Below are 22,592 nucleotides of genomic sequence, written 5' to 3' on the forward strand. Positions count from 1 at the left end.
TGCACATGGGAGTTTTCATGATTCATCCATCAGCCGCAATCCAGCAAGGTGCGGAGCTCGACAACGATGTGGAAATAGGCCCGGGAGTCTTTATCGGCCCCCATGTCAGGATTGGAAAGGGCACGCGGGTCGGTCCCAATGCGGTAATCGACGGTTGGACGGAGATCGGCCAGGACAACCAGATATTCCATCTCGCCTCGGTGGGTGGTATCCCCCAGGACCTCAAGTACAAGGGAGAGGAAACCTGGCTGAAAATCGGGGATCGCAACATCATCCGGGAGTTTGCCACCCTTCATCCCGGCACCGTCACCGGCGACAACGAAACCACGGTGGGTAACGGCAACCTTTTCATGGCCTATTCCCATGTGGCCCATGACTGCCATGTGGGCAACGGTGTGGTTATGGCCAATGGTGCCACCCTTGCAGGGCACGTGCGAGTCGACGATTTCGCCATCCTTGGCGGCTTGTGTGCGATCCACCAGTTCGTCAGGATCGGTGCACATGCCATGATCGGCGGGGGAACCATGGTGGGCCAGGACATTCCTCCCTTTACCATCGTTACCGGAGACCGGAAGGACGTCAAGCTACGTGGCCTTAACCAGGTCGGCCTGACGCGGAGGGGGTTCAGCGAAGATAAGATAGCCACCCTGAAAAAGGCCTATCGCATCCTCGTGCTGTCCAAGCTGCGGCTGGTGGACGCCCTGGACCGTATCCGACAGGAGCTCCCCCAGACTGAGGAAGTGAAGCAACTTGTGTCGTTTATCGAACAATCGCAAAGGGGAATTTGCCGCTGATGAAAAAAATCAGAGCAGCCGTCATTGGGGTCGGATACCTGGGGCAGTTCCACGCGGAGAAATTCGCGGCACTCCCCGACGCCGAACTTGTGGGCGTAGTGGATACGGACAGGGGGCGGGCCGAAGAGGTGGCTGCCAAGGTGGGGTGCCCTGCCTTTACCGATTATCGTGAACTGGTGGGACAGGTGGATGCCGTCAGCGTGGTGGTGCCGACCCAGTATCATTTCGAGGTGGCCCGGGCCTTCCTGGAGGGTGGTGCCCATGTCCTGCTGGAGAAACCGATCACCACGACCCTGGAGGAGGCAGCGGAACTGATCCGGATTGCCGCCGAGCGTCGGCTGGTCTTCCAGGTGGGACATCTTGAGCGGTTCAACCCGGTGGTGGTTGCCCTCAGTAACCATCTTACCAATCCCCGCTTCATCGAATCGGTCCGGATTGCCCCCTTTAAGCCGCGAGGGACCGATGTCAACGTGGTGCTCGACCTGATGATACATGATATCGATATCATCCAGCACATTGTCAATTCCCGGGTGAAGCAGGTCAACTCCGTGGGCGCGCCCGTCTTCACCGACGAGGAGGATATCGCCAACGCCCGTATCCAGTTCGAAAATGGCTGCGTGGCCAATGTCACGGCGAGCCGGATAAGCCTCAAGAGCGAGCGGCGGATGCGGATTTTTCAGGCCGACGCCTACATAACCGTCGACTTCCAGAGCAAGAAACTGTCGGTGTTCCGGAAAGGGGAGGGGGAAATGATGCCCGGCATCCCCGCCATCCAGATCCACGAAGAGAATTTTGAACAGGGTGACGCGCTCAAGAGCGAGATTGCGGCATTCCTCGATGCCATAGCCACGGGCAAACCTCCCGTAGTCAGCGGCGAGGACGGGATGCGCGCTCTGGAAACGGCACTGCTGATCAGTAAAAAACTGTGAAACGTAGAGAGACGAGGTGAGACAATGATCCCCATGGTAGACTTGAAAATCCAGTATGAGCAGATCAAGGAAGAAATCGACAACGGACTTCTGGAGGCGCTGGGAAAGACCCAGTTCATACTCGGTCCCAATGTTACCGCATTCGAACAGGAGACGGCCGCCTATCTCGGTGTTCCCCATGCGGTCGGCGTCGCATCGGGGACCGATGCTCTCCATCTGGCGCTGGCGGCGGCGGGCATCGGCCCGGGTGACGAGGTGATCACCTCCCCCTTTACCTTCATCGCCACGGCCGAGGCCATCTGCTATGTCGGGGCCACCCCGGTGTTCGTCGACGTAGAACCGGGCTCCTTCAACATCGACCCGGCACTGGTGGCCAAAGCCATCACCCCCCGGACTAAGGCGCTCCTGCCGGTGCACCTGTTCGGCCAGCCGGCCAACATCGGGGCGTTGCAGGAACTTTGCGATAAACACAACCTGCTCCTCATAGAAGACTGTGCCCAGTCCTTCGGCGCGGCCATCGGCGGCAAGATGACCGGCTCCTTCGGCTTGGCCGGCTGTTTCAGCTTTTTCCCGAGCAAGAACCTAGGGGGGTACGGGGACGGCGGCCTGGTGACCACCACCTGTGACGAGACGGCCGAACGGCTCCGGATGCTGCGCAACCACGGCAGCAAGGTCCGTTACCATCATGACGCCATCGGCTACAACAGCAGGCTGGATGAGTTGCAGGCGGTGATCCTCCGGGTGAAGTTGAAGCGGATCGACACCTACAACCGGGAGCGGCGTCGTGTTGCCCACCGCTATTCGGCCGCCCTGGCCCCGCTGGGAATCACACCACCGATGGAAGACGGCATCGGCAATCACGTGTACCACCAGTACACGCTGCTGAGCGACCGCCGCGATGCCATCATGGCCAAACTCGGTGAGCGGCAGATCGCCTCCGCCATCTACTACCCGATTCCGCTCCACAAGCAGAACGTCTTTGCTGCCGCCTGTGCAGGCCTGTCGCTGCCGGTCAGCGAGGGGATTGCTGCCCGCTGTCTCTCCCTCCCCATTTTCCCTGAAATGACTGACGCCCAGGTGGACGAAGTGCTGGCCGCTGTCCGGGACGCCCTTGCCTGATTCCCGCGTGCAGAGAATCATGATGGTTGCCGGCGAGGCTTCCGGTGATCACCATGGTGCCGCCGTAGCAACAGCCCTGCGCGAGCGGCTTGGCGACGTGGATATCTTCGGCATCGGCGGGGTCCGGATGCGCGAGGCGGGCGTGCGGACCCTGGTGGATGCGGCCGAGATGGCTGTGGTGGGACTGGTGGAGGTAGTCGCCCACTTCCCGACCATCTACCGGGCCTTTTCTCTCCTGGCCGGTATCCTCAAGCGACAACCACCTGACCTGTTGATCCTTATCGACTACCCCGACTTCAACCTGCGGCTGGCCAAGGTTGCCAAAAAGCACGGCATCAAGGTGCTCTACTACATCAGCCCCCAGGTCTGGGCCTGGCGTGCGGGAAGGGTGCATACTATCGGCCGGCGCGTCGATCACATGGCGGTGGTATTCCCCTTCGAAGTGCCGTTCTACGAGCGTGCCGGCGTACCGGTCACCTTTGTCGGTCATCCTCTGCTGGATTCGGTGCGTCCTACGGCCGAGCGCTCTCCCTTGCAACGGGAGTTCGGTCTCGATCCCAACCGGCAAACGGTCGGGCTTTTCCCCGGCAGCCGGCGGAGCGAAATCCGCAGCTTGTTCCCGACCATTCTGGCAACTGCCCGCCTGTTGCGGGAACGGCATCCCGACTTGCAGTTCGTGCTCCCCCTGGCCACCAGCCTGACCCGTGCCGACCTGGAGCCGCACCTGTCCGAATCCGGTCTGCCGGTTACGATTATCCCCGCCCGTTCCCACGATGCCATGGAACTCTGCGATGCCATCGTTACCGTGTCGGGGACCGTCACCCTGGAGATCGCCCTAATGGGGGTTCCCATGGTTATCATCTACAAGGTATCCCCCATGACCTATGAAATCGGCAGACGTCTCATCCGGGTCGATCACATCGGTCTGTGCAACATAGTTGCCGGTGAGCGGGTGGTGCCGGAACTGATCCAGCACGACGCGGAACCTGCCAGGATTGCCGTGGAGATTGAAAAAATTCTGGGGGACCGGGAATATGCGGCAGCCATGACCGAAAAGTTGAAAGGGGTGCGGGGTATGCTCGGGACGGGCGGCTGCTCCCGGCGCGTGGCCCAGCTGGCAGCCGAGATGCTTGCTCCCGGAGTTGAGGGCCCATGAACACATACAAGCGCCTTTTGCAGTTCAGTCGGCCCTATTGGTTGCGCATTGTCATCGCTGCAGTCGGTTCCTCCGTCGTCGGAGGGATGGATGCCCTTTTTGCGTATCTGTCGGGACCTATCGTCAAGAAGCTCTTTGCCACAAAGGACTGGTCGCTCCTCCAGCTTCTTCCCGTGGCCATTATCGCCATTTTTCTGGTGCGCGGGCTTGCGCGTTATGTAAACGACTATTTCATTCGCACTTCCGGCCAGCTGGCCATTCAGGACATCCGCAACGAGCTCTATCGGAAAAACATGGGGCTTGGTCTCGGCTACTTCAGCCGCAACCAGACCGGCGCACTCATGTCACGCGTGCTTAATGACGTCAGCCTGATGCAGGAAGGGGTAGCGAATGTCATCACCGGCCTCTTCCGGGACGGTCTCGGGGCCGTGTTCCTCCTCGGCACCATTTTTTATCTCAACTGGAAACTTGCCCTCATCGCCTTTCTTGTCCTCCCTGCCACGGTCTATCCCGCCCAGAAGATCGGGCGGCGCATCAAGAATGCCGTACGGCAAAGCCAGGAGAAGGTGGGTGACCTGGCGAGCATACTTCAGGAGAGTTACGCCGGCATCAAGGTCGTCAAGGCCTTCAGCATGGAAGAACGCGAAATCGACAAGTTTAGCGAGGCCAACAGGGGATTCTACCATTTTTTGCGCAAATCCATAAAATACGAAGGGATGGCAGTTCCTATCATGGAGCTTCTCACCTCCCTGGGGATTGCCGCCGTGGTCTGGGCCAGCATCGCCATGATCCGCAACGGGACATTGACTCCCGAGGCGTTCCTCTCCTTTATCGCGGCCATGATCTTCCTCTACAATCCCATAAAAAAATTAAACTCAACCTACAACACCCTCCAGCGCGCTCTTGCCGCTGCCGGCCGGGTTTTCGAGTCAATGGACCTGGAGCCGGATATCATAGATCCACCCTCGCCACTCCCCCTGACCCGGGCCGAGGGGAGGGTGGAGCTGGTTAACGTATCGTTCCGCTATGAAGACGAGAATGTCCTGACCGACGTTTCCCTCCGGGCCGACCGGGGAGAGGTCGTGGCACTGGTGGGGCCTTCGGGAGGGGGAAAAAGCACACTTGTCTCCCTCATTACCAGGTTTTACGACGTCAGTCAGGGTGCGGTGCTGATCGACGGCATCGATATCCGTTCTCTGCGGTTGGGGGATCTGCTCAACCAGGTTGCCCTCGTCGACCAGGAAACCATCCTGTTCAACGACACCATTGCCAACAATATCCGCTACGGCAGGCAGGATGCCACCGATACCGATGTTGAGGCTGCTGCCCGAGCCGCCTTTGCCCATGACTTCATTATGGAGATGCCCGAAGGGTACCGGACAAGTATCGGCGACCGCGGCGTGCGCCTGTCGGGCGGCCAGCGGCAGCGTATCTGCATTGCCCGCGCACTGCTGAAGAATGCGCCGATTCTTATCCTGGACGAGGCGACGAGTGCCCTGGACACGGAAAGCGAGCAGATGGTGCAAAAGGCCCTCAATAACCTGATGAAGAACCGCACAACCTTTGTCATTGCCCACCGGCTGTCGACCATCGTCAATGCCGACAAGATCGTGGTGCTAGAAAAGGGGAGAATCGCCGAATCGGGTTCTCACCGTGAACTGCTGGCCCATGACGGAGTCTACAATAAGCTGTACCAGATGCAGTTCAAGGACTGATGAGAGAACTTCGCCGCAAAATAGCACGTTCACTTTCCGGTAGACCGTTGACGCTCCTCATGTATGGCATCATCCGGTTGCTCCGTGCCACCATGCGGATTTGCATCGTAGGAGATGCCATTGACAACGCTGTCCGTACCAGGGAAGGTTTTGTCGGTGTTTTCTGGCATGGCCGGATGCTCATGCTTCCCTTCCTCTATCCCGGGAATACCTTGTATGTGCTGATAAGCGTTCACCGGGACGGTGAGATCATTGCCAACATCATGAAGTGCTTCGGCTTCAGGCTGGTGCGGGGATCGTCGTCTAAGGGGGGGAAGGCCGCCTTGCAGGAAATGGTCCGGCTTCTGCGAGCGGGCAATGACGTGGCTGTCACTCCCGATGGCCCACGCGGACCATCGGAAGAACTCAAGCCTGGCGTGGCGCAGGTTGCCCGGTTGAGCGGCCGGCCAGTGATACCCATTGCCTTCTCAGCCTCGTCCGTCTGGCGGATGAAGAGCTGGGACCGCTTTCTCATCCCCCGCCCTTTTTCCCGGGGGGTATTCGTGGTGGGGGAACCGCTCCATTACCGGGAGGGGGAGGATATGGAGGTGTTTCGTCTCCGTATCGAGCATGCCCTCAAGGAGGCAACCGGGCGGGCGGACGGTTATTTCCGGACATGATCTACTTCTTCTATGACATCCTGCTCTGGGTGGCCCTCATCGGCATCATCCCTTACCACCTCTATCGCTCCGCGAGCCGCGGGAGGCGTGCTGCATTTGCCGAACGGTTCGGTTCCATCCCGCCGGAGCGTGTTGCCACTCTCGGTGGTAAGGAAATAATCTGGGTTCATGCGGTTTCCGTCGGCGAAACCATGGCTGCAAAGCCGCTTCTGACAGCCCTCCGTCAGCGTTTCCCTGACAAAAGGATCGTTCTGTCCAATGTGACCGAAACCGGTCGGAGCATCGGGGAAAAGCTGCCGGAAGTTGATCTCTGCATCTACCTTCCCTTTGACTACCGGTTTGCCGTTCGGCGGGTGCTGCAATCACTCAGGCCGTCTCTCGTCGTCATCGTGGAAACCGAAATCTGGCCGAATTTTCTCCGCACGGCAGCAGGGCTGGGTATTCCCACCGTCATGGTTAACGGCCGCATCTCCGACCGCTCCTTTGGCCGCTACCTCAAGCTTGACTGGTTTTTCCGCCCCGTTCTCGCCCATTTCACGGCGCTCTGCATGCAGACCGACGAGGATGCCCGAAGGATTATCGCCATCGGCGCCGATTCGGGCCGCGTCCATGTGACGAAAAATCTCAAGTATGATATCCCTTCAGTCGTCCTTTCACCGGAGCGGAAATCCCTGCTTAAGAAGGAATACCGTGTTCCTGCGTCCCTGATTGTTCTGACTGCGGGGAGCACCCATGCCGGAGAAGATGAGCTGGTGCTCGCTGCTTACCGGACAATCCTGGCCGCCGGGCATGCCTGCCTGCTTGTCCTTGTCCCTCGTCACCCCGAACGGGCCGGCCAGGTTGGGGAATTGCTGAAAAAGGAAAGCATCCCCTTCTCCCTCCGCTCGGAACTTAAGGACAAAACATCTGATTTCCGAACAGGGGAAGCCCTGCTGGTCGATACGGTCGGTGAACTGATGACGATTTATTCCCTCTCGGACCTGGTTTTTGTCGGAGGGAGCCTTGTGCCGACCGGCGGACATAACGTGCTGGAGCCCGCCTCCCTCGGCGTGCCGGTGGTGTTCGGGCCGCACATGAGCAATTTCCGCGAGATTGCCGCCATGGTCCTGGCAGCGGGCGGGGGGGTACAGGTGCATGACGGTGCGGAGCTGGCTTCTGTACTGAAAGAGCTCCTGGCGGACGACGAGCGTCGTACCTCCATGGGGCGCCACGGGGTTGCTCTTCTGGATGAAAACAGGGGGGCGACGGACCGGCACATGGAGATTATCGCTTCACTGTTGAAATGAACGTGCGAGGGGTAAAGATTCTGATCTGCCCAGAGTCCCCTCGGTTCGTTGCTATACGGCTCATATCGCCTCTACCTGGAACTCGGGCATATTTCCACAGAACACTTACCCCTCACGAATTCAGGGGAAAAATGCATGGCCGGATATGAACAGTATTTTCGCGAGTTGGTGGACGGAAAACGGGAAAATCCCCAGGACCGGCTGTTGCTTGGGTGCCTGAAGTTTCTCTCCCTGTTCTACTCCCTTGCGCTCCGATTGCGGGCCTTTGCCTATGGGGCGGGGCTGCTGCGCACTCGCAGGCTACCCCGGCCGGTCATCTCCGTCGGCAACCTGACGGTGGGGGGGACGGGGAAGACCCCCATGGTCGGCTGGCTCGCCCGATATCTCATGGGGAAGGGGAAGCGGGTCGTCGTCCTTTCCCGCGGCTACGGGGGGAGCGCCCACGGTGAAATACGGATGGTCTCCGACGGGGAACGCATCCTCCTTCCCCCCGAAGACGCGGGGGACGAACCGGTCCTGCTGGCGAAAACCGTTCCCGGCCTTGCGGTCGTCATCGGAGCCGACCGTTACCGGGCGGGGGTGTATGCCCTCGAAACGCTCAAGCCGGATATCTTCATCCTCGACGACGGCTTTCAGCATATCCGGCTGCAGAGAGATCTGAACGTCCTGCTCGTTGACAGTCGGCGCCCCTTCGGCAACGGGTTTACCCTCCCGGCCGGCCTGTTGCGGGAACCGGTGGCCGCGGCCGGCCGGGCTGATATTGTCGTTGCCACCCGCTCTAAAGACGGCGTTGGGCTGGTAAATCCGGTCCCTGGCAAACCATTTCTCATGGCTGCCCACACCCTCGAAGGGATGATTCCCCTTGAGGGGGGGGCGCTGGCTCCCTTTTCCCGACTGAAGGGGGTGCGGATCATGGCCTTTTCGGGAATTGCCGATCCGGGTTGCTTTTTCGATGAACTTGAGCGGGCGGGTGTTCCACTCGTGGCCACGCTTGCCTTTCCCGACCATTCGGTGTACGGAGATGAGGAACTGGCAGCAATTTGCAAACTCCGTGATACGTCTCAGAGTGCCATACTCATCACCACAGGGAAAGATGCCGTCAAGCTCACTCAATTCAAAGACCGGCTCGGCCCCTGTGTCGTCGCGTCGCTCCAGATAACCTTTGCCGATGCACTGCCGCTGGAACGAGAGATCGAGAAATTGCTTTAAGTTGCCTGCGTTGTTGTGGCATCATAAAAATCCAATCACACGACGAGTCGGGAGAAATAGATCATGGTATTATCCCAGGAACTTCTCGCTATTCTCGCCTGTCCCGCCTGCAGGGGAGAGGTCCGGTTGCTTGAGGACGGCTCGGGGCTGGTCTGTCCGGTCTGCCGGTTGAAATATCCGGTGCGTGACGATATTCCGGTGATGCTGGCGGATGAGGCGGAGGAAATCAGTGAATAGTAAAAAATGAAAAGTGAAAAGCAGAAAAAAATACTGGTGTTGCGGTACCGCTTTATCGGCGACACGATTCTGACGGTCCCCTTTCTGCGCAACCTGCGCAGAGCGGAGCCGGACGCGTATATCGCCTGGGTGGTGGCGCCCGGTTCCGCCGAGGTCATTACAGGCATCCCCTATGTGGATGAGCTGATCTACTGGGATCCGGTTACCATCCATGCCGACAGCCGGGGGGCGCACCGGACCTTGGCCGCCAAGATAGCCTTTATCCGGGAACTGCGGGAGAAGAGGTTCGACAAGGTATACGTACTCAAACGCTCCCTCTCCAGTGCCGTCATCTCCTGGCTGACCGGTGCGCCGGAACGGGTCGGTTTCGATACGGAGGGGCGCGGGGTTCTCCTCACCAAGCAGGTTCCCTACCGCCACGACAGGCATGAAGTGCAGAACTTTCTCGATGTCCTGCGGGCGGATGGGGTGAAAGTAGAGGACGACCAACTGGATGCGTGGCTTTCCCCGGAAGAGGAGCGGTTTGCGGAGGAGTACCTGGCTGCTCGGGGTGTTTCCCCCGACGTGCCCCTCATGGCGATCCATCCCTTTGCCGCCAATCAGACCCGGGCGTGGCACGAGGACAACTTCATTGAGGTTGCCAATCGGCTCCAGGGCATCCACGGTGGGCGGATCGTCCTCTTCGGCGGGGGAAGGGACGGGGAACTCGCCGACTACATGCGGGAGAGGATATCCCCCGAACCGGTTATGGCGGTGGGAAGCACCACGCTCCGCCAGACCATGGCACTCCTTGCCCGTTGTCGGCTTCTCGTCTGCAACGACAGCGGGATCATGCATCTGGGGGCGGCCCTCGGGGTACCGCTCGTGGCGGTTTTCGGGCCCCAGTCACCGGTAAAGTTCGGTCCGTGGGGCAAGAGCTGCCGCGTTGTCTACAGCGAGTTCTCCTGTTCCCCCTGTCGGCAGAAATTTTTTACCGAATGCAAGCCGTCACTCCGGGGAAAGCCGGAATGCGTCGAGAGTATCACCGTTCAGCGGGTGCTGGATGAGATCGAGACTTTTTTCACGTGAACAGACAGGATAACCACATGCGACGGCTCCTGGTCATCGAACCGAACTTGAGAAACCCGAGCGGTCATTATGCCGAGTTCGTCCGCGCCCTGGGGATGCGTGCCGACGGGATGACGATCGACGTATTTGCCCATCCCGATGCGGACGAGCTGCTGGCGTCCATGCCGGCTGTCAGTCCCTGCATGGACGAGCCGAGAGTCGGGCGAGCGTGTGCGGAGTGGCGGACTATCATGCGCGCCACGCGCGAAGGGATACCTTTTCTCGTGCTGACTTCCGACGGAAGGCATGGGGCCGTGGTTTCTCTGGCGGCCGCCCTGTCGGGGAGAACGCCTGACCACGCGTGCCTCTATTTCCACTGGATACCGACGGGGCTCCAGGACGCGGTCTTCCACCGGCTCTCAGCGCCGGCGAGACTGCACGCCCTTGCCATTGTCCCGACCGAAGCCATCGCCCGAGCCCTCCGCGAGGGGGGATGGCGGCGGGTGGCGTGCATGCCCTATCCGGCCATTGGCCCCGAAAAACTCCCGGAGCCCGCACCGTTTTCCCGCCTGCTCATGGCGGGGGCCGCCCGCATGAACAAGGGGCTCGATCTCATCGCCAGGCTTGCCAACCAGTGGGCGCGGGAAGGGAGGTCGATCCCCCTGTTTGTCCAGGTGTCGACCAAGCATGCCTTACGGCATGGACGGCGCGAGGTAGAGCTCGTCGAATCCCTGCTTGCTTCGGGGTATGAGGGACTCGTGACTGACGACCATGCGCCTGACCGGGATGGCTATACAGCGCGCTTCCGTGGCGCTCTCGTGCTCGCACCGTACGAACGGGAGCGTTTTGCCGACGCGGTGAGCGGAGTTGTCCTCGATGCGCTGCTGCACGGCGCCCCCGTCATCGCCACTCGCGGTACCTGGCCCGGCGTGCAGGTGGAGCGGTTCGGAGCTGGAGTCACCATAGAGGAGCGCACCCCTGAAGCACTCTCTGACGCCATCGACAAGGTGCTAGGGGATTGGGAAACCTACGCTGCGCGGGCCTGTGACGCTGCACGGGTGCTTGCCGAGGAGCATGATCCGCGGCGGATCCTCGAACTTGTATCTGCTTGAATTCGGCAGGTGGAGACAGACTCCAACTGCCGAATGTATTCCAGGGCGACAAAAAACACCCTGAATGAGCGAAGGAATCATGAAATCAGTTTCAGTTGTCATCCCTACCTATAACGGTCGTCACCTCCTGGAACGGAACCTGCCTCCCCTCTTGCGGGCAGCGGCCCGGCATGGCGCCCCGGTGGAAGTCATCGTGGTCGACGATGCCAGTAGCGACGATACGGTCAGTTTCCTTGCCGAGCGGTTTCCCGAGGTGAGGGTGCTCGTCAACGAGCGCAACGTGGGGTTCGGCGAGACCATGAACCGGGGGATAGATGCCGCTCGTCACGATGTGGTGCTCTCACTCAACAACGACATCCTTGTGGAGGACGATCTATTTGACCGGCCGCTTCGCTGGTTCGACGACCCGACAGTGTTCAGCGCCACGCCAGACATCATCGATCCCCGCCGCCGGGAGAGCCAGGCCATCCCGCGCTTGCGCCCCGGTGTCTGCTGGTTCCAGACCCGTTACCTGCAGCGTGCCGATCTTCCCTCCCTGGAGGGGGAAGTCCCCATTTTCTACGGTTCCGGCGGGGCGAGCTTCTATGACCGGGGAAAGCTCCGTATTCTCGGCGGCTTCGATTCGATCTACCACCCGTTCTATATCGAGGATATCGATCTCTCTTACCGCGCCTGGAAAGCGGGATGGAAGAGCCTCCTGGAGCCGGGGACGACGGTCTACCACGAGACGAGCTCTACTATCCTCAGCCTGCACAAAAAGAGGAAAATCAAGTTCATCGGTGACCGTAACCGGACACTCTTCCTCTGGCTCAACATCACGGACCGGGCGCTCATCCTTCGATATTTTATCTGTCTGCCGTTTTCCCTGCTTTACGATGTGGTGGCCTTTCGCAAATATAAATTCGTCGGCTTTTTCCGGGCGCTTCGCTACCTCCCCCGGGTGCCCGCCCTACGGCGGCAGCGGCAGAAGTATTTCCGGGTGACCGACCGTGAGGTGTTCCGGTGCATATGTTGAAGGGAGAGTGGCCATGAAGGTCCTGCTGATCAATAACGACAAGGGGTGGAGTGGCGGTCAGGAGCACCTCAAGGATCTGGCGAGCGAACTTGGACGGCTCGGAACGGAAGTGCAGTTCGTGGTACGGTCCGGCGCCCGGTCCGACGCCCGGTTTCGGGAGCTGGGGATGCCGGTGCACGCTCTTCCCGGCCATGGCCTCGGTGACGTCAAGGCACTCTTCCAACTGGTACGGCTTCTTCGCCGGGAGCGTTTCGATATCGTTTCCGTGAATCGGGAGCACGATCTTTTCATGACCGCCCTGGCCTGGCATCTGGCCTTCCCGTTGCGCAAGCCGGGCAAGCTCATGATGAGCTACCATACCGCCACTGCCCGCCGTCAGCTCCTTCTTGGCAGCGCCGACGCCATTCTCTGCATCTCCGAGCATGTGCGGACCAAGCTTCTCCAGGGGAACCCGACAATGGCCGGCAAGGTGAGCGTGGTCTATTACGGTATCGCCCTCGGTGAGCCCCCCGCTGACGGGAAGTTTGACCGCAGCCGTCCGCGCCGCTATTTTACGGGGGAAGGATTTCCCCTCATCGGCATGATCGGGGAGTTCTGGAAGAACCAGGGGGAACTGATCGAGATGATCCCCACCCTGCGGCAGGCCTTTCCGGGGATCAAGGTCGCCTTCGTCGGCGACAACACCGACGAATGGCTCATCACTCCCATCATGGCGCAGATCAGCAGCCTCGGGGTGGAGGACGCGGTGATCTTCACCGGTCGGGTGCCCCGGGAGCGGATTCCTGACATCTTTTACGACTTCGACCTGTCGGTGACCACCCACCGCAACGAAGGATTCGGTATCGTCCACCTGGAAAGCCTGGCTGCCGGGACGCCGGTGGTGACCTACGACGAGGGGGGGATGGTCGATATCTTCCGCGGCGAGGATGTAGGAAGGGTGGTGACGGGAGGGCCTGCCGAGTTCTCCGCCGCTGTGGTCGGCCTGTTACAGGATGACGAGCAACGCTTTTCCCTTGGCCGCAACGGCTATGACCTGGTGAAACGGCAGTACTCCCTGGCAGCCATGGGCCGCCGGTACCTGGAATATTACCAGCATCTTCTGAAATGACCCGCCACAGGCAGGAATAGCAGTCTACTGGAGCTCATGTGAAACTATTTACAATTGCAATCCCTACATTTAACCGGGCAAAATGTTTAGATTTGTGTCTAAGCCAATTTTCACCACAACTACATGAGTGTGAGACTGAAGTAGACCTTATTATATCGGACAATTGTTCAACAGACGAGACACAAGACATCGTTTCAAAATACCTGAAAATACATCCTAATATCAGATATATAAGGAACAGTTGCAATATTGGTCCCGATGAGAATTTTATACAGTGTTACAAGGAAGCTGACAGTAAATATGTGTTGATTTTTGGAGACGACGATGTAATTCATGATCATGCTTTGAAATATTTATTGGATGTTATCAGGAGCGATGACTTTGGATCTGTTTTCTTAAGTGTAACTGCATTCTCGGGAGAATTTAATAAGAAAGATCATAATACACGACCTGACAAAGGTTATGTTGTATATAACGACAATCAGGAATATATTTACAGAGTATATATTGATTCTACCTTTATCAGTAGCAACATTATAAATAAGTCACTGATGCCAAGCAGCATTAACATAGGTGCATACAGTGGTACAAATCTGGTGCAGTTGGGATGGACCCTCCCCGCCTATATTTATAATCAAAAACACGCATACATCGAACGGCCGATACTGGCTGCAAAAACCTTTAACTCAGGAGGGTTCAGGTTCTTCCATGTATTCGTTACGAACTTCATGGCAATATTGTCAACGTATAAGAATAATGGATTGAGTTTACAGTTATATAATAGAATAATCAATAAGTTGTTAGCACAATTCTACCCTGGCAGAATATTGAATATAAGATTAAACAAAGAAGTTTACGATGATAGTAATGAAAACATATTTCAGATCTTCCATGATAAATTCAGTAAAAATATTTTGTTTTGGTTGTACATAGTGCCGGCAATATATTTACCACCTGGCATTGCTAAATTCACACTGAAATGGGGAAAATCCATTCACAAACGTTACACTAAAGTTCAGGGACTTCTACAAAGAAAGCTTTCTTTCTGAGGCCTTGACTGGTATGATGCTGAATTTGGAATCTTACGGTACATCTCTGCTGCACGTTCTCTACGGCCGTACGTTATGGCCCACTGTCGCAACTGATCTAATTCTGCTACCAGCTTGTGGGGCGCGCACCCCAGCTGGATAATGATATTATTCATGGACTATGGGAATATCCTCATAATAAAGCCGGGTGCCATCGGCGACCTCCTCCAGCTCACTCCGGCAATCCGTGCCCTTCATGGGAAGTATCCCGAGGCCCGCATTTCCATCCTGGTGAGCTCGGCAGCGACTGCGGCCCTGTTCCAGCACAATCCCCATGTCCACGAGGCGATCGTGTTCGACAAGCGGGGCGTACACCGCTCCCTCTCCTCCCTGGCCAGGCTCTGGTTGCGGTTGTACCGTGCCCGTTACGATCTCGTAGTCAATTTCCAACGCAGCAACCTCAAGGCGTGGTTCCTGGTTTCGGCCGCACTCCCCTGTCGGGTGCTCGTGTATCACAAGGCCCGTGGACGAACTATCCATGCGGTTCTGAACCATATTGAAACGCTGGCTCCTTTGGGAATTGACCCCTTGAAGGTGGACCAGCATCTGGAGTTCGAGCCGGGTGCTGATGCCGCACAATTTGCGGCTGATCTCTTCAATTCGTCAGACTTTACAGGAAAGCCGGTCATTGCCCTCAATCCGGGGGCCAGCAACCGGATCAAGTGCTGGAGTCCCCAGCGATTTGCCCGGCTGGGGGACCGGTTAGTGACGGAACGGGGAGCCGGCGTGGTGATCGTGGGGGGAGCGGACGAGCGGGACCTTGCCGAGGCGATTGTCTCCAGCATGAAGAGCCCGGTTCTGGACCTGGTGGGGCGGACTACGCTCCTTCAGTTGGGAGCGGTACTGCAGCGCTGCACGACCATTGTCACTGGGGATACCGGTCCCCTCCATATGGCGACTGCGGTGGGAACCACCGCAGTCGCCCTGTTTGGTGCCATCAATCCGGAGAGGACCGGACCGGTTGGAGAAGGGCACAGTGTGATCCGTCATCCTGAGGTGCCGTGTGTCCCCTGCGTGACCGATAGGTGCGTCAACCCTGTTGTCATGGAGTGTATGAAGAATATTAGCGTTGAGGAAGTGTTGAGAGTGGTCGAACGTGTGATCGAAACGGGATGCGGGAAGAAGTAGGACGTTCTGCACCATTCACGATGAAAGGCGTGCCATTCGTATGAGCCCCAAGGATAGGAAACCCTTCAAAACTATCTTCAGAAGGATGATGTTCAATGTGAATGTCGTACTTTCCGGATGTGCAGTCGGTTTTTTTGCCTGGAATGCGACCTCGTACATAAAATCAAGATTGCTTGATCATTACACTCTCTCCCTCAATGCATGGGCGAGTTATTATTACCATCCCCATGATGCTTCCCTCTTCAATTATGTAGTCCTCTGCGTCGCCATGGCGCTGTATGGCCTGGTCTTTTACGTCAAGACCCAGCGAAACAGTGTGCGTTACGTGCGAAAAAAGTCGAGGACGCTCGGCAATCGTTATCCTCTACTGCTGCTCCTTTCGTCAGCCCTGTTCTTTGTCCTGCTGAACCGGCACTGGGAAATGTCCCAACGTTTGTTGATGTCCCTGTACCTTCTGTTCATCCTGTTTGTTCCCCTAAAGTTTATTCCCCTAAAGCGCTACCGGTTCAGACATCTCTGTGATGTCAAAGTGTCGATGTGTTGGAGAGACATCCTGGCGCGTCACAAGGGGAACGTCCTGTTGCTGTTGACGTTTCTGTTGCTCTGTGTCGTCTCGGTTGAGCCTCTCAAGGTGATAAAGGGGCCCATCTATGTCATGAATGAATTCAAGAACATCTATAGTGACACGAAGATAAATGGTACCTATGTCAACAACAGAACCTTCCTCGATTCCATAGAGAAGGGTACGACAGGCAAGGCTGAAATCAGTGAATTTTTTGCCGCAAACGACAAGGAATATTTTCATCAGAACGCGTCATGGGGGCCGTTCAACCATATTGGACATATCCTGAACCCCCTGAACGAGTATATAAGCGGCAAGGCCCCTGCGGATGTGTACATGCAGTACGGGCAGGGGAATACCCTGCTGTATAAGTGGACCATGGAGCTGTTCGGCGGCATGTCGCTGGATAACTTCTATAAATGCTACATTTTCTACATAATCTACTCTATGCTGTATATTTTGTTGCTTCTCTATCTGTTTCGGGATAAGTTGTATGTTTTTAATGCATTTGCTGTATATTCGATTGCGTTCTTCAGTGCAGGGTATTGGGTTTTTATACATGCTCCCGGCGTCATTCCGACAATTCACTTATTTGATACGACGGTTTTCCTGTTTTTGCTGCTCTATTTCAGGCGCAACAACCTGGTATTCCTGGTGTCTGCAATCGTTCTGGCTGCGCTGAGCATCTACATGAACCGGCAATTCGGATTGGTGCTGCTGATCTCGCTGGGTGCGGCGTGTCTGCCGTACCTCTGGGAGACCAAGCAGGGGAAAGAAAGATACACCCTGTTGGCAATGTTGGTGCTGCTGCCGCTGGTCATGCTGGCCGCGCCATTCTTCAAGACCACCGCGAATGCAAGCAGCACGCTCTTCTACTTTCTGAGGGGGTATCTTTCCTGGCGCCCGGATCCAGACGTAGTATTTCTGACAATTGTGTATCTTGTGGTTTCTTACCACTTCCTGTTTTTAATCAGGAGACAGACACATTACCTGAAGTATGCCTTCATATTTGTGTTCATCTATTCCCAGGGACTCCTGACGTACTTTTTCTGGAGCGGGCTCAGCAACCACCTGATGCCGGTGATACCGTTCATCGGGCTTGAACTGCTACTGATGCTTTACATAAGCAAGGAGTTGATAGTAAAAACCGGGGGGGCACGCATAGCTCTTACGACAGGTATGGTGCTGGGAACGGCATGGCTTGCATTCACCTGTAACAACGCCATTGGTGAGTTTTACAAAAGCAAAAGAATCTACACCAGGAATTTTACCCAGCACCGGATATACCAGTGGGATTTCGACCGGGCGAAAATAGCGACAACCATCAACCCCGAGCCGTTTCGCGAGAGTATTGCGCTGATACAGAAATACCGCCCGCAAGAAAATTCCGGGATACACCTACTATCGGTGTATGACAATGTACTCCCCTTTCTCGCCAAGAGATATTCGATGATGCCATTTTTCGAGATGCAGTGGTTTGTGTTTACTTCGAAGGAGCGGGCAGAGGCCATAAACAGACTGAAGAGCCAGAAACCGGAGTATCTGTTCGTGGAAAACGGAATCTCCGAAGAGCATCCCGACCCATGGGCACCTTATTTCAATGCCCCTGAGATTAACGCCTTTAGAAAGGCCAATCAGGAGCGACGCCTCGAACTTGGGAAAATATTCACTGCCGTTGAAGATGGTTATGAAAAAGTAGAAGAAGGTGTTTTGCTCTCGGTATACAAAAGGAAGTCTCTGTATGCGGCATCTGCTCGACATTAAGCTTATCAGGTACCTGTTGGTTGGTATGATGAACACCGTCTTCGGCTATTCACTGTTTGCTTTCTTCATATACCTGAATGTGCATTATTCAATGGCGGTTCTGTTATCGACCGTACTTGGCGTACTGTTCAATTTCAAGTCGATCGGCAGGCTTGTTTTCAAGAACAAGAACAATGCCTTGATTTACAAATTCATAGGCGTTTACATCCTGACGTACCTGTTGAATGTGGCAGCATTGCGTCTGTTCAATAATTACCATGTCAACATGTATCTGGCCGGTGCGTTACTGCTTGTCCCAATTACCCTGATATCGTTCACGTTACACAACAACGTGGTGTTCAAGGAGCGTGTGTCGCATGCCTGTGATTAGTGTCGTATCTCCCTGTTACAACGAAGAGGAAAATGTCGAAGAACTGTACCGCCAGGTTCGGCAGGTATTTGCCGACCTGCCGGGGTATACGTACGAGCATATTTTCATCGATAACGCTTCGAGGGACAGAACGGTAGAAATCCTGAAGCGACTGGCCGCAGAAGACAAACAGGTGAAGGTCATAGTAAACAACAGAAATTACGGCCATATCCGCTCACCGTTTCACGGCCTTCTCCAGGCCAATGGTGACGCGGCGGTGTTGCTCGTCTCCGATCTCCAAGATCCGCCTGCCATGATTCGGGATTTTGTTGCACAATGGGAAGCGGGTTACAAGATAGTTCTCGGCGTCAAAACCCAAAGTCATGAAACACCCGCCATGTTTCTGGTTCGCAAGCTGTACTACGAATTCATCAGCAGGCTTTCGGAGATCGAGTTGACCAAGAACAACACCGGCTTCGGCCTCTATGACAAAATGGTGGTGGACACGCTCCGGGGCATCGATGATCCCTACCCCTACTTTCGCGGGTTGATTTCCGATATTGGTTTTGCCAGTGCGAAAATTGAATACACCCAACCGGTGCGGAAAAGGGGAATAACGAAGAATAATTTCTATACACTGTATGATATGGCCATGCTGGGGATTACGAACCACTCGAAGGTTCCTCTCCGCTTGGCGACAATGATCGGATTCTGCATGTCGGCCGTCAGTCTCCTGGTCGCCGTAGGATATTTTGTCGCGAAACTGATAGCCTGGAACACGTTCAGCATGGGGATGGCGCCGCTTATCATCGGCCTGTTTCTCTTTTCGTCGGTGCAACTGTTTTTTATCGGCATTATCGGCGAATATGTGGGAGCAATACATACGCAGGTTTTAAAGAGACCGCTTGTCATTGAAAAGGAAAGAATAAATTTCGACTGAAACTGTCATTGTGTAAGCATGCCCTGTTTGTATTACAGCGAGTAGTGATTGTGTGGAAGTCACAGAAAATGTGCGGACAGATGAAAAAGGAGGCTCTATGAAAGTAGTCATTCTTGCAGGGGGGTTCGGAACACGGATCAGTGAAGAATCGTATCTGAAACCCAAACCAATGATAGAGATCGGGGAGCGCCCGATTCTTTGGCACATAATGAAGATATATTCAAGCTATGGTTTTAATGACTTTATCGTGTGCCTGGGGTACAAAGCCTACTGCATCAAGGAGTATTTTGCCCATTACTTTCTGCATGAATCGGACGTGACGTTCGATTTTCGTAACAATAACGAGCGGGTTATCCATCACCATTCTGCGGAACCCTGGACCGTGACGCTTGTCAACACGGGGCTTGAAACGATGACCGGGGGGAGGGTTAAGAGGATTCAGCAGTATGTCGGCGATGAACCCTTCATGCTGACCTATGGTGATGGCGTTGGCAATGTGAATCTCCACGAACTTCTTGCATTCCACAAATCCCATGGCAGGGTTGCCACCGTTACGTCCACCCAGCCAAGTGGTCGTTTCGGCGCTTTGGAATTGTCAGAGGAAGGCCGGGTTCTGGGGTTTCAGGAAAAACCGAAGGGGGATGGCAACTGGATTAATGCCGGTTTCTTCGTGATGGAGCCCAAGGTATTCGACTTTATCGATGGTGATGCGACTGTCCTGGAGAATGAGCCACTGGAGAATCTGGCCCATACTGGTGAATTGATGACGTTCAAGCACAATGGTTTCTGGCAGCCAATGGACAGCCTGAGGGACAAAAACCAACTTGAAAAACTCTGGAAATCGGGTAAGGCTCCCTGGAAGATATGGGAAGAGTGACGAAATAGGGGAAGGAGAAAGGCATGGAGAGCACATTCTGGAAAGGCAAGAGGGTTTTTCTCACGGGGCATACCGGCTTCAAGGGGTCCTGGCTTGTCCTCTGGCTGAACGCCCTGGGGGCCAAGGTAACCGGCTATGCGCTGGTCCCCCCCACTGACCCGAGCCTCTTTGAACTCTGCCGGCTCGATGAATTAGTCCACTCCCTTGTCGCAGATATCCGCGACGGGGATACTCTTTCACGGGCGATGGCCGATGCAGACCCCGAAATCGTCATTCATATGGCCGCCCAGCCGCTGGTTCGCGATTCCTACAAAATTCCCGTCGAGACCTACGCCACCAACGTCATGGGGACCGTGAATCTGCTGGAGTCGGTGCGAAACTGCAACAGCGTTAAGGCCGTAGTCAATGTCACGACCGACAAATGCTACGAAAACAGAGAATGGGTCTGGGGGTACCGGGAAAATGAGGCGATGGGGGGGCACGACCCCTATTCCAGCAGCAAGGCCTGTTCGGAACTGGTCACTGCTGCCTACCGGAGCTCCTATTTCAATCCGAAGAGCTACGAAGACCATGGCGTTGCTCTTGCAACGGCCAGGGCGGGGAATGTCATCGGGGGGGGGGACTGGGCGACGGACCGGCTTATTCCCGACTGCCTGAGGGCGCTTCTCATGGGGAACAAGATTTCCATCAGGAACCCCCATGCCATCAGGCCCTGGCAGCACGTTCTGGAACCCTTGAGCGGATATATGCTTCTGGCCCAAAAACTGTATGAGGAAGGACCCCGCTTTGCAACGGGATGGAACTTCGGTCCTGACGATAACGATGCCAAGCCGGTTGAGTGGATCGTGCGGAGAATGTGCGCAGACTGGGGGGAGAGGGCATCCTATGAAATCGATAAGGGAGAGCACCCCCACGAAGCCCATTACCTGAAGCTGGACTGCTCGAAGGTAAAGGCGGAGCTTGGCTGGCATCCCCGGTGGAACCTGAACAAGGCGATCGATAGCAGTATCGAGTGGGCGAGGGCTTTCCAGCAGAATCGGGACATGCGGGATGTCTGTTTCCAACAGATAGAAGAGTACTCAAAATCATAATACCGAGGTACGAGATGGCTACACCAGACGATCGCGAACACACATTGCGGGAGCGGGCAATACAGGCGGCTGTGGAGTATTACAACGTCAAGCACAAGGAGAAAAAGCCGTTTGTTGCGGGGGATCGTATCTCCTATGCGGCCCGGGTTTTCGACGAGAAGGAAATAGCAGCCCTTATCGATTCATCGCTGGATTTCTGGCTGACTACCGGCAGGTACGCGGCACGGTTTGAAAAGGAGTTCGCCGAGTTCCTGGGGACTAAGGAGTGTTCCCTCACCAATTCCGGCTCTTCGGCAAACCTCCTTGCCTTCATGGCACTGACGTCGCCGAAGCTGGGGGAGAGGAAGATCGGGCGGGGAGACGAAGTCATTACCGTCGCCGCCGGCTTCCCGACGACGGTTGCTCCCATCATCCAGTATGGCGCCGTTCCGGTATTTGTGGACGTGGAACTTCCCACGTACAACGTTGACGTCTCCCAGCTGGAAAAGGCCCTTTCGGACAAGACCAAGGCGGTCATGCTGGCCCACACGCTGGGAAACCCCTTCGATCTCAAGGCGGTCAAGGAGTTTTGCGACCGAAACAACCTCTGGCTGATAGAGGACAATTGCGATGCATTGGGTTCCCGCTATCTCTACAATGGTGAATGGCGTTACACCGGCACCATTGGCCATCTGGGGACCTCGAGCTTCTATCCCCCCCATCACATGACGATGGGAGAGGGAGGGGCGGTGTATACCGGCGACACGCGGCTCAAGCGGCTGGTCGAGTCGTTCCGGGACTGGGGGCGTGACTGCTGGTGCCCTTCCGGGCGGGACGATACCTGTGGCAACAGGTTCACCCAGCAGTTCGGCGAGCTCCCCTATGGGTACGACCACAAGTACGTCTATTCCCATTTCGGGTATAACCTCAAGGTGACCGATATGCAGGCGGCCATCGGCTGTGCCCAGCTAGAAAAGCTCCCCGGGTTCATCGCGGCACGTAAAAAGAACTGGCAGATGCTCCGCGACGGACTTGACGGCCTGGCCCACAAATTCGTTCTCCCCGAGCCAACGGTGGATGCCGACCCCTCCTGGTTCGGTTTTCTGCTGACCGTGAGGGACGGTGCCGGCTTCAAGCGGGAAGAGGTCGTGGACCATCTGGAGTCGAAAGGGGTACAAACGCGCATGCTCTTTGCCGGCAACCTCATTAAGCACCCCTGCTTCGACGAGATGCGCCGCTCCGCACAGGGATACCGGGTTGCCGGCAACCTTGCCACGACCGACAGGATCATGCTTGACACCTTCTGGGTCGGCGTCTACCCGGGGATGACCCCGGAGATGATCGGCTTCATGATTGATACGCTGGCGGGATTTGTCCGTGGGAAATGAACCCTGGAGTGAAAGCAGTACGTGCGTTGCAAGGAGCCTG

At 56.2% G+C, this 22,592-nt stretch carries 21 protein-coding genes; all 21 read left to right on the forward strand.

Annotation, left to right across the window (positions count from 1 at the left end):
• Positions 1-17 precede the first annotated feature (17 nt).
• A complete protein-coding gene (lpxA, locus tag LDN04_RS10080; RefSeq protein WP_223909631.1) occupies positions 18-794 on the forward strand; it encodes an acyl-ACP--UDP-N-acetylglucosamine O-acyltransferase in 777 nt (258 codons plus the stop codon).
• Positions 794-1,723: a Gfo/Idh/MocA family protein gene (locus tag LDN04_RS10085; protein ID WP_223909634.1), complete on the forward strand. Its 930-nt coding sequence runs from the start codon at positions 794-796 to the stop codon at positions 1,721-1,723. Before lpxA ends, LDN04_RS10085 begins: the two co-directional genes overlap by 1 nt.
• 24 nt (positions 1,724-1,747) lie before the next feature.
• Complete coding sequence (locus LDN04_RS10090) at positions 1,748-2,842, forward strand: DegT/DnrJ/EryC1/StrS family aminotransferase (RefSeq protein WP_374045150.1); 1,095 nt, start codon at positions 1,748-1,750, stop codon at positions 2,840-2,842.
• Positions 2,835-3,998, forward strand: coding sequence for a lipid-A-disaccharide synthase (gene lpxB / locus LDN04_RS10095; protein WP_374045151.1), 1,164 nt, complete (start codon positions 2,835-2,837; stop codon positions 3,996-3,998). The genes LDN04_RS10090 and lpxB overlap by 8 nt, the downstream gene beginning before the upstream one ends.
• Positions 3,995-5,713 carry a lipid A export permease/ATP-binding protein MsbA gene (gene msbA, locus LDN04_RS10100; protein WP_223909640.1) on the forward strand — a complete coding sequence of 573 codons (1,719 nt, stop codon included), beginning with the start codon at positions 3,995-3,997 and terminating at the stop codon, positions 5,711-5,713. The genes lpxB and msbA overlap by 4 nt, the downstream gene beginning before the upstream one ends.
• Complete coding sequence (locus tag LDN04_RS10105) at positions 5,713-6,372, forward strand: lysophospholipid acyltransferase family protein (protein WP_223909643.1); 660 nt, start codon at positions 5,713-5,715, stop codon at positions 6,370-6,372. Before msbA ends, LDN04_RS10105 begins: the two co-directional genes overlap by 1 nt.
• Entirely contained in the window at positions 6,369-7,658 is a 1,290-nt protein-coding gene (locus tag LDN04_RS10110) for a 3-deoxy-D-manno-octulosonic acid transferase (protein WP_223909646.1), read from the forward strand. Before LDN04_RS10105 ends, LDN04_RS10110 begins: the two co-directional genes overlap by 4 nt.
• 135 nt (positions 7,659-7,793) lie before the next feature.
• Positions 7,794-8,867 (forward strand): tetraacyldisaccharide 4'-kinase, encoded by a 1,074-nt coding sequence (gene lpxK, locus LDN04_RS10115; protein WP_223909649.1) that lies wholly within the window; start codon positions 7,794-7,796, stop codon positions 8,865-8,867.
• A 63-nt stretch (positions 8,868-8,930) separates the two neighbouring features.
• Positions 8,931-9,104, forward strand: a complete 174-nt coding sequence (locus LDN04_RS10120) for a Trm112 family protein (RefSeq protein ID WP_223909652.1) — start codon at positions 8,931-8,933, stop codon at positions 9,102-9,104.
• Positions 9,105-9,110: 6 nt separating this feature from the next.
• A complete protein-coding gene (gene waaF / locus LDN04_RS10125) occupies positions 9,111-10,172 on the forward strand; it encodes a lipopolysaccharide heptosyltransferase II (protein ID WP_223909654.1) in 1,062 nt (353 codons plus the stop codon).
• Between the two features lie 17 nt (positions 10,173-10,189).
• A complete protein-coding gene (locus LDN04_RS10130; RefSeq protein ID WP_223909656.1) occupies positions 10,190-11,263 on the forward strand; it encodes a glycosyltransferase in 1,074 nt (357 codons plus the stop codon).
• 79 nt (positions 11,264-11,342) lie between these two features.
• On the forward strand, positions 11,343-12,278 hold the full coding sequence (locus LDN04_RS10135; protein ID WP_223909658.1) for a glycosyltransferase family 2 protein: 936 nt from the start codon (positions 11,343-11,345) through the stop codon (positions 12,276-12,278).
• Between the two features lie 13 nt (positions 12,279-12,291).
• A complete protein-coding gene (locus tag LDN04_RS10140) occupies positions 12,292-13,386 on the forward strand; it encodes a glycosyltransferase family 4 protein (RefSeq protein ID WP_223909661.1) in 1,095 nt (364 codons plus the stop codon).
• 38 nt (positions 13,387-13,424) lie between these two features.
• Positions 13,425-14,435, forward strand: a complete 1,011-nt coding sequence (locus tag LDN04_RS10145; RefSeq protein ID WP_223909663.1) for a glycosyltransferase family 2 protein — start codon at positions 13,425-13,427, stop codon at positions 14,433-14,435.
• Positions 14,436-14,588: 153 nt separating this feature from the next.
• Positions 14,589-15,602, forward strand: a complete 1,014-nt coding sequence (locus LDN04_RS10150; protein WP_223909666.1) for a glycosyltransferase family 9 protein — start codon at positions 14,589-14,591, stop codon at positions 15,600-15,602.
• Positions 15,603-15,642: 40 nt separating this feature from the next.
• Positions 15,643-17,928, forward strand: a complete 2,286-nt coding sequence (locus tag LDN04_RS10155) for a hypothetical protein (protein ID WP_223909669.1) — start codon at positions 15,643-15,645, stop codon at positions 17,926-17,928.
• Positions 17,906-18,298 (forward strand): GtrA family protein, encoded by a 393-nt coding sequence (locus LDN04_RS10160; protein ID WP_223909672.1) that lies wholly within the window; start codon positions 17,906-17,908, stop codon positions 18,296-18,298. The genes LDN04_RS10155 and LDN04_RS10160 overlap by 23 nt, the downstream gene beginning before the upstream one ends.
• A complete protein-coding gene (locus LDN04_RS10165; RefSeq protein ID WP_223909675.1) occupies positions 18,285-19,217 on the forward strand; it encodes a glycosyltransferase family 2 protein in 933 nt (310 codons plus the stop codon). Before LDN04_RS10160 ends, LDN04_RS10165 begins: the two co-directional genes overlap by 14 nt.
• A 97-nt stretch (positions 19,218-19,314) precedes the next feature.
• Positions 19,315-20,094 carry a glucose-1-phosphate cytidylyltransferase gene (rfbF, locus tag LDN04_RS10170; protein ID WP_223909677.1) on the forward strand — a complete coding sequence of 260 codons (780 nt, stop codon included), beginning with the start codon at positions 19,315-19,317 and terminating at the stop codon, positions 20,092-20,094.
• Between the two features lie 23 nt (positions 20,095-20,117).
• Positions 20,118-21,185 carry a CDP-glucose 4,6-dehydratase gene (gene rfbG / locus LDN04_RS10175; protein WP_223909680.1) on the forward strand — a complete coding sequence of 356 codons (1,068 nt, stop codon included), beginning with the start codon at positions 20,118-20,120 and terminating at the stop codon, positions 21,183-21,185.
• A 14-nt stretch (positions 21,186-21,199) separates the two neighbouring features.
• A complete protein-coding gene (rfbH, locus tag LDN04_RS10180; RefSeq protein WP_223909682.1) occupies positions 21,200-22,552 on the forward strand; it encodes a lipopolysaccharide biosynthesis protein RfbH in 1,353 nt (450 codons plus the stop codon).
• Positions 22,553-22,592 lie beyond the last annotated feature (40 nt).

Origin of the sequence: Geobacter sp. AOG1, assembly GCF_019972315.1 — a bacterium.
Taxonomy (GTDB): domain Bacteria; phylum Desulfobacterota; class Desulfuromonadia; order Geobacterales; family Geobacteraceae; genus Geomobilimonas.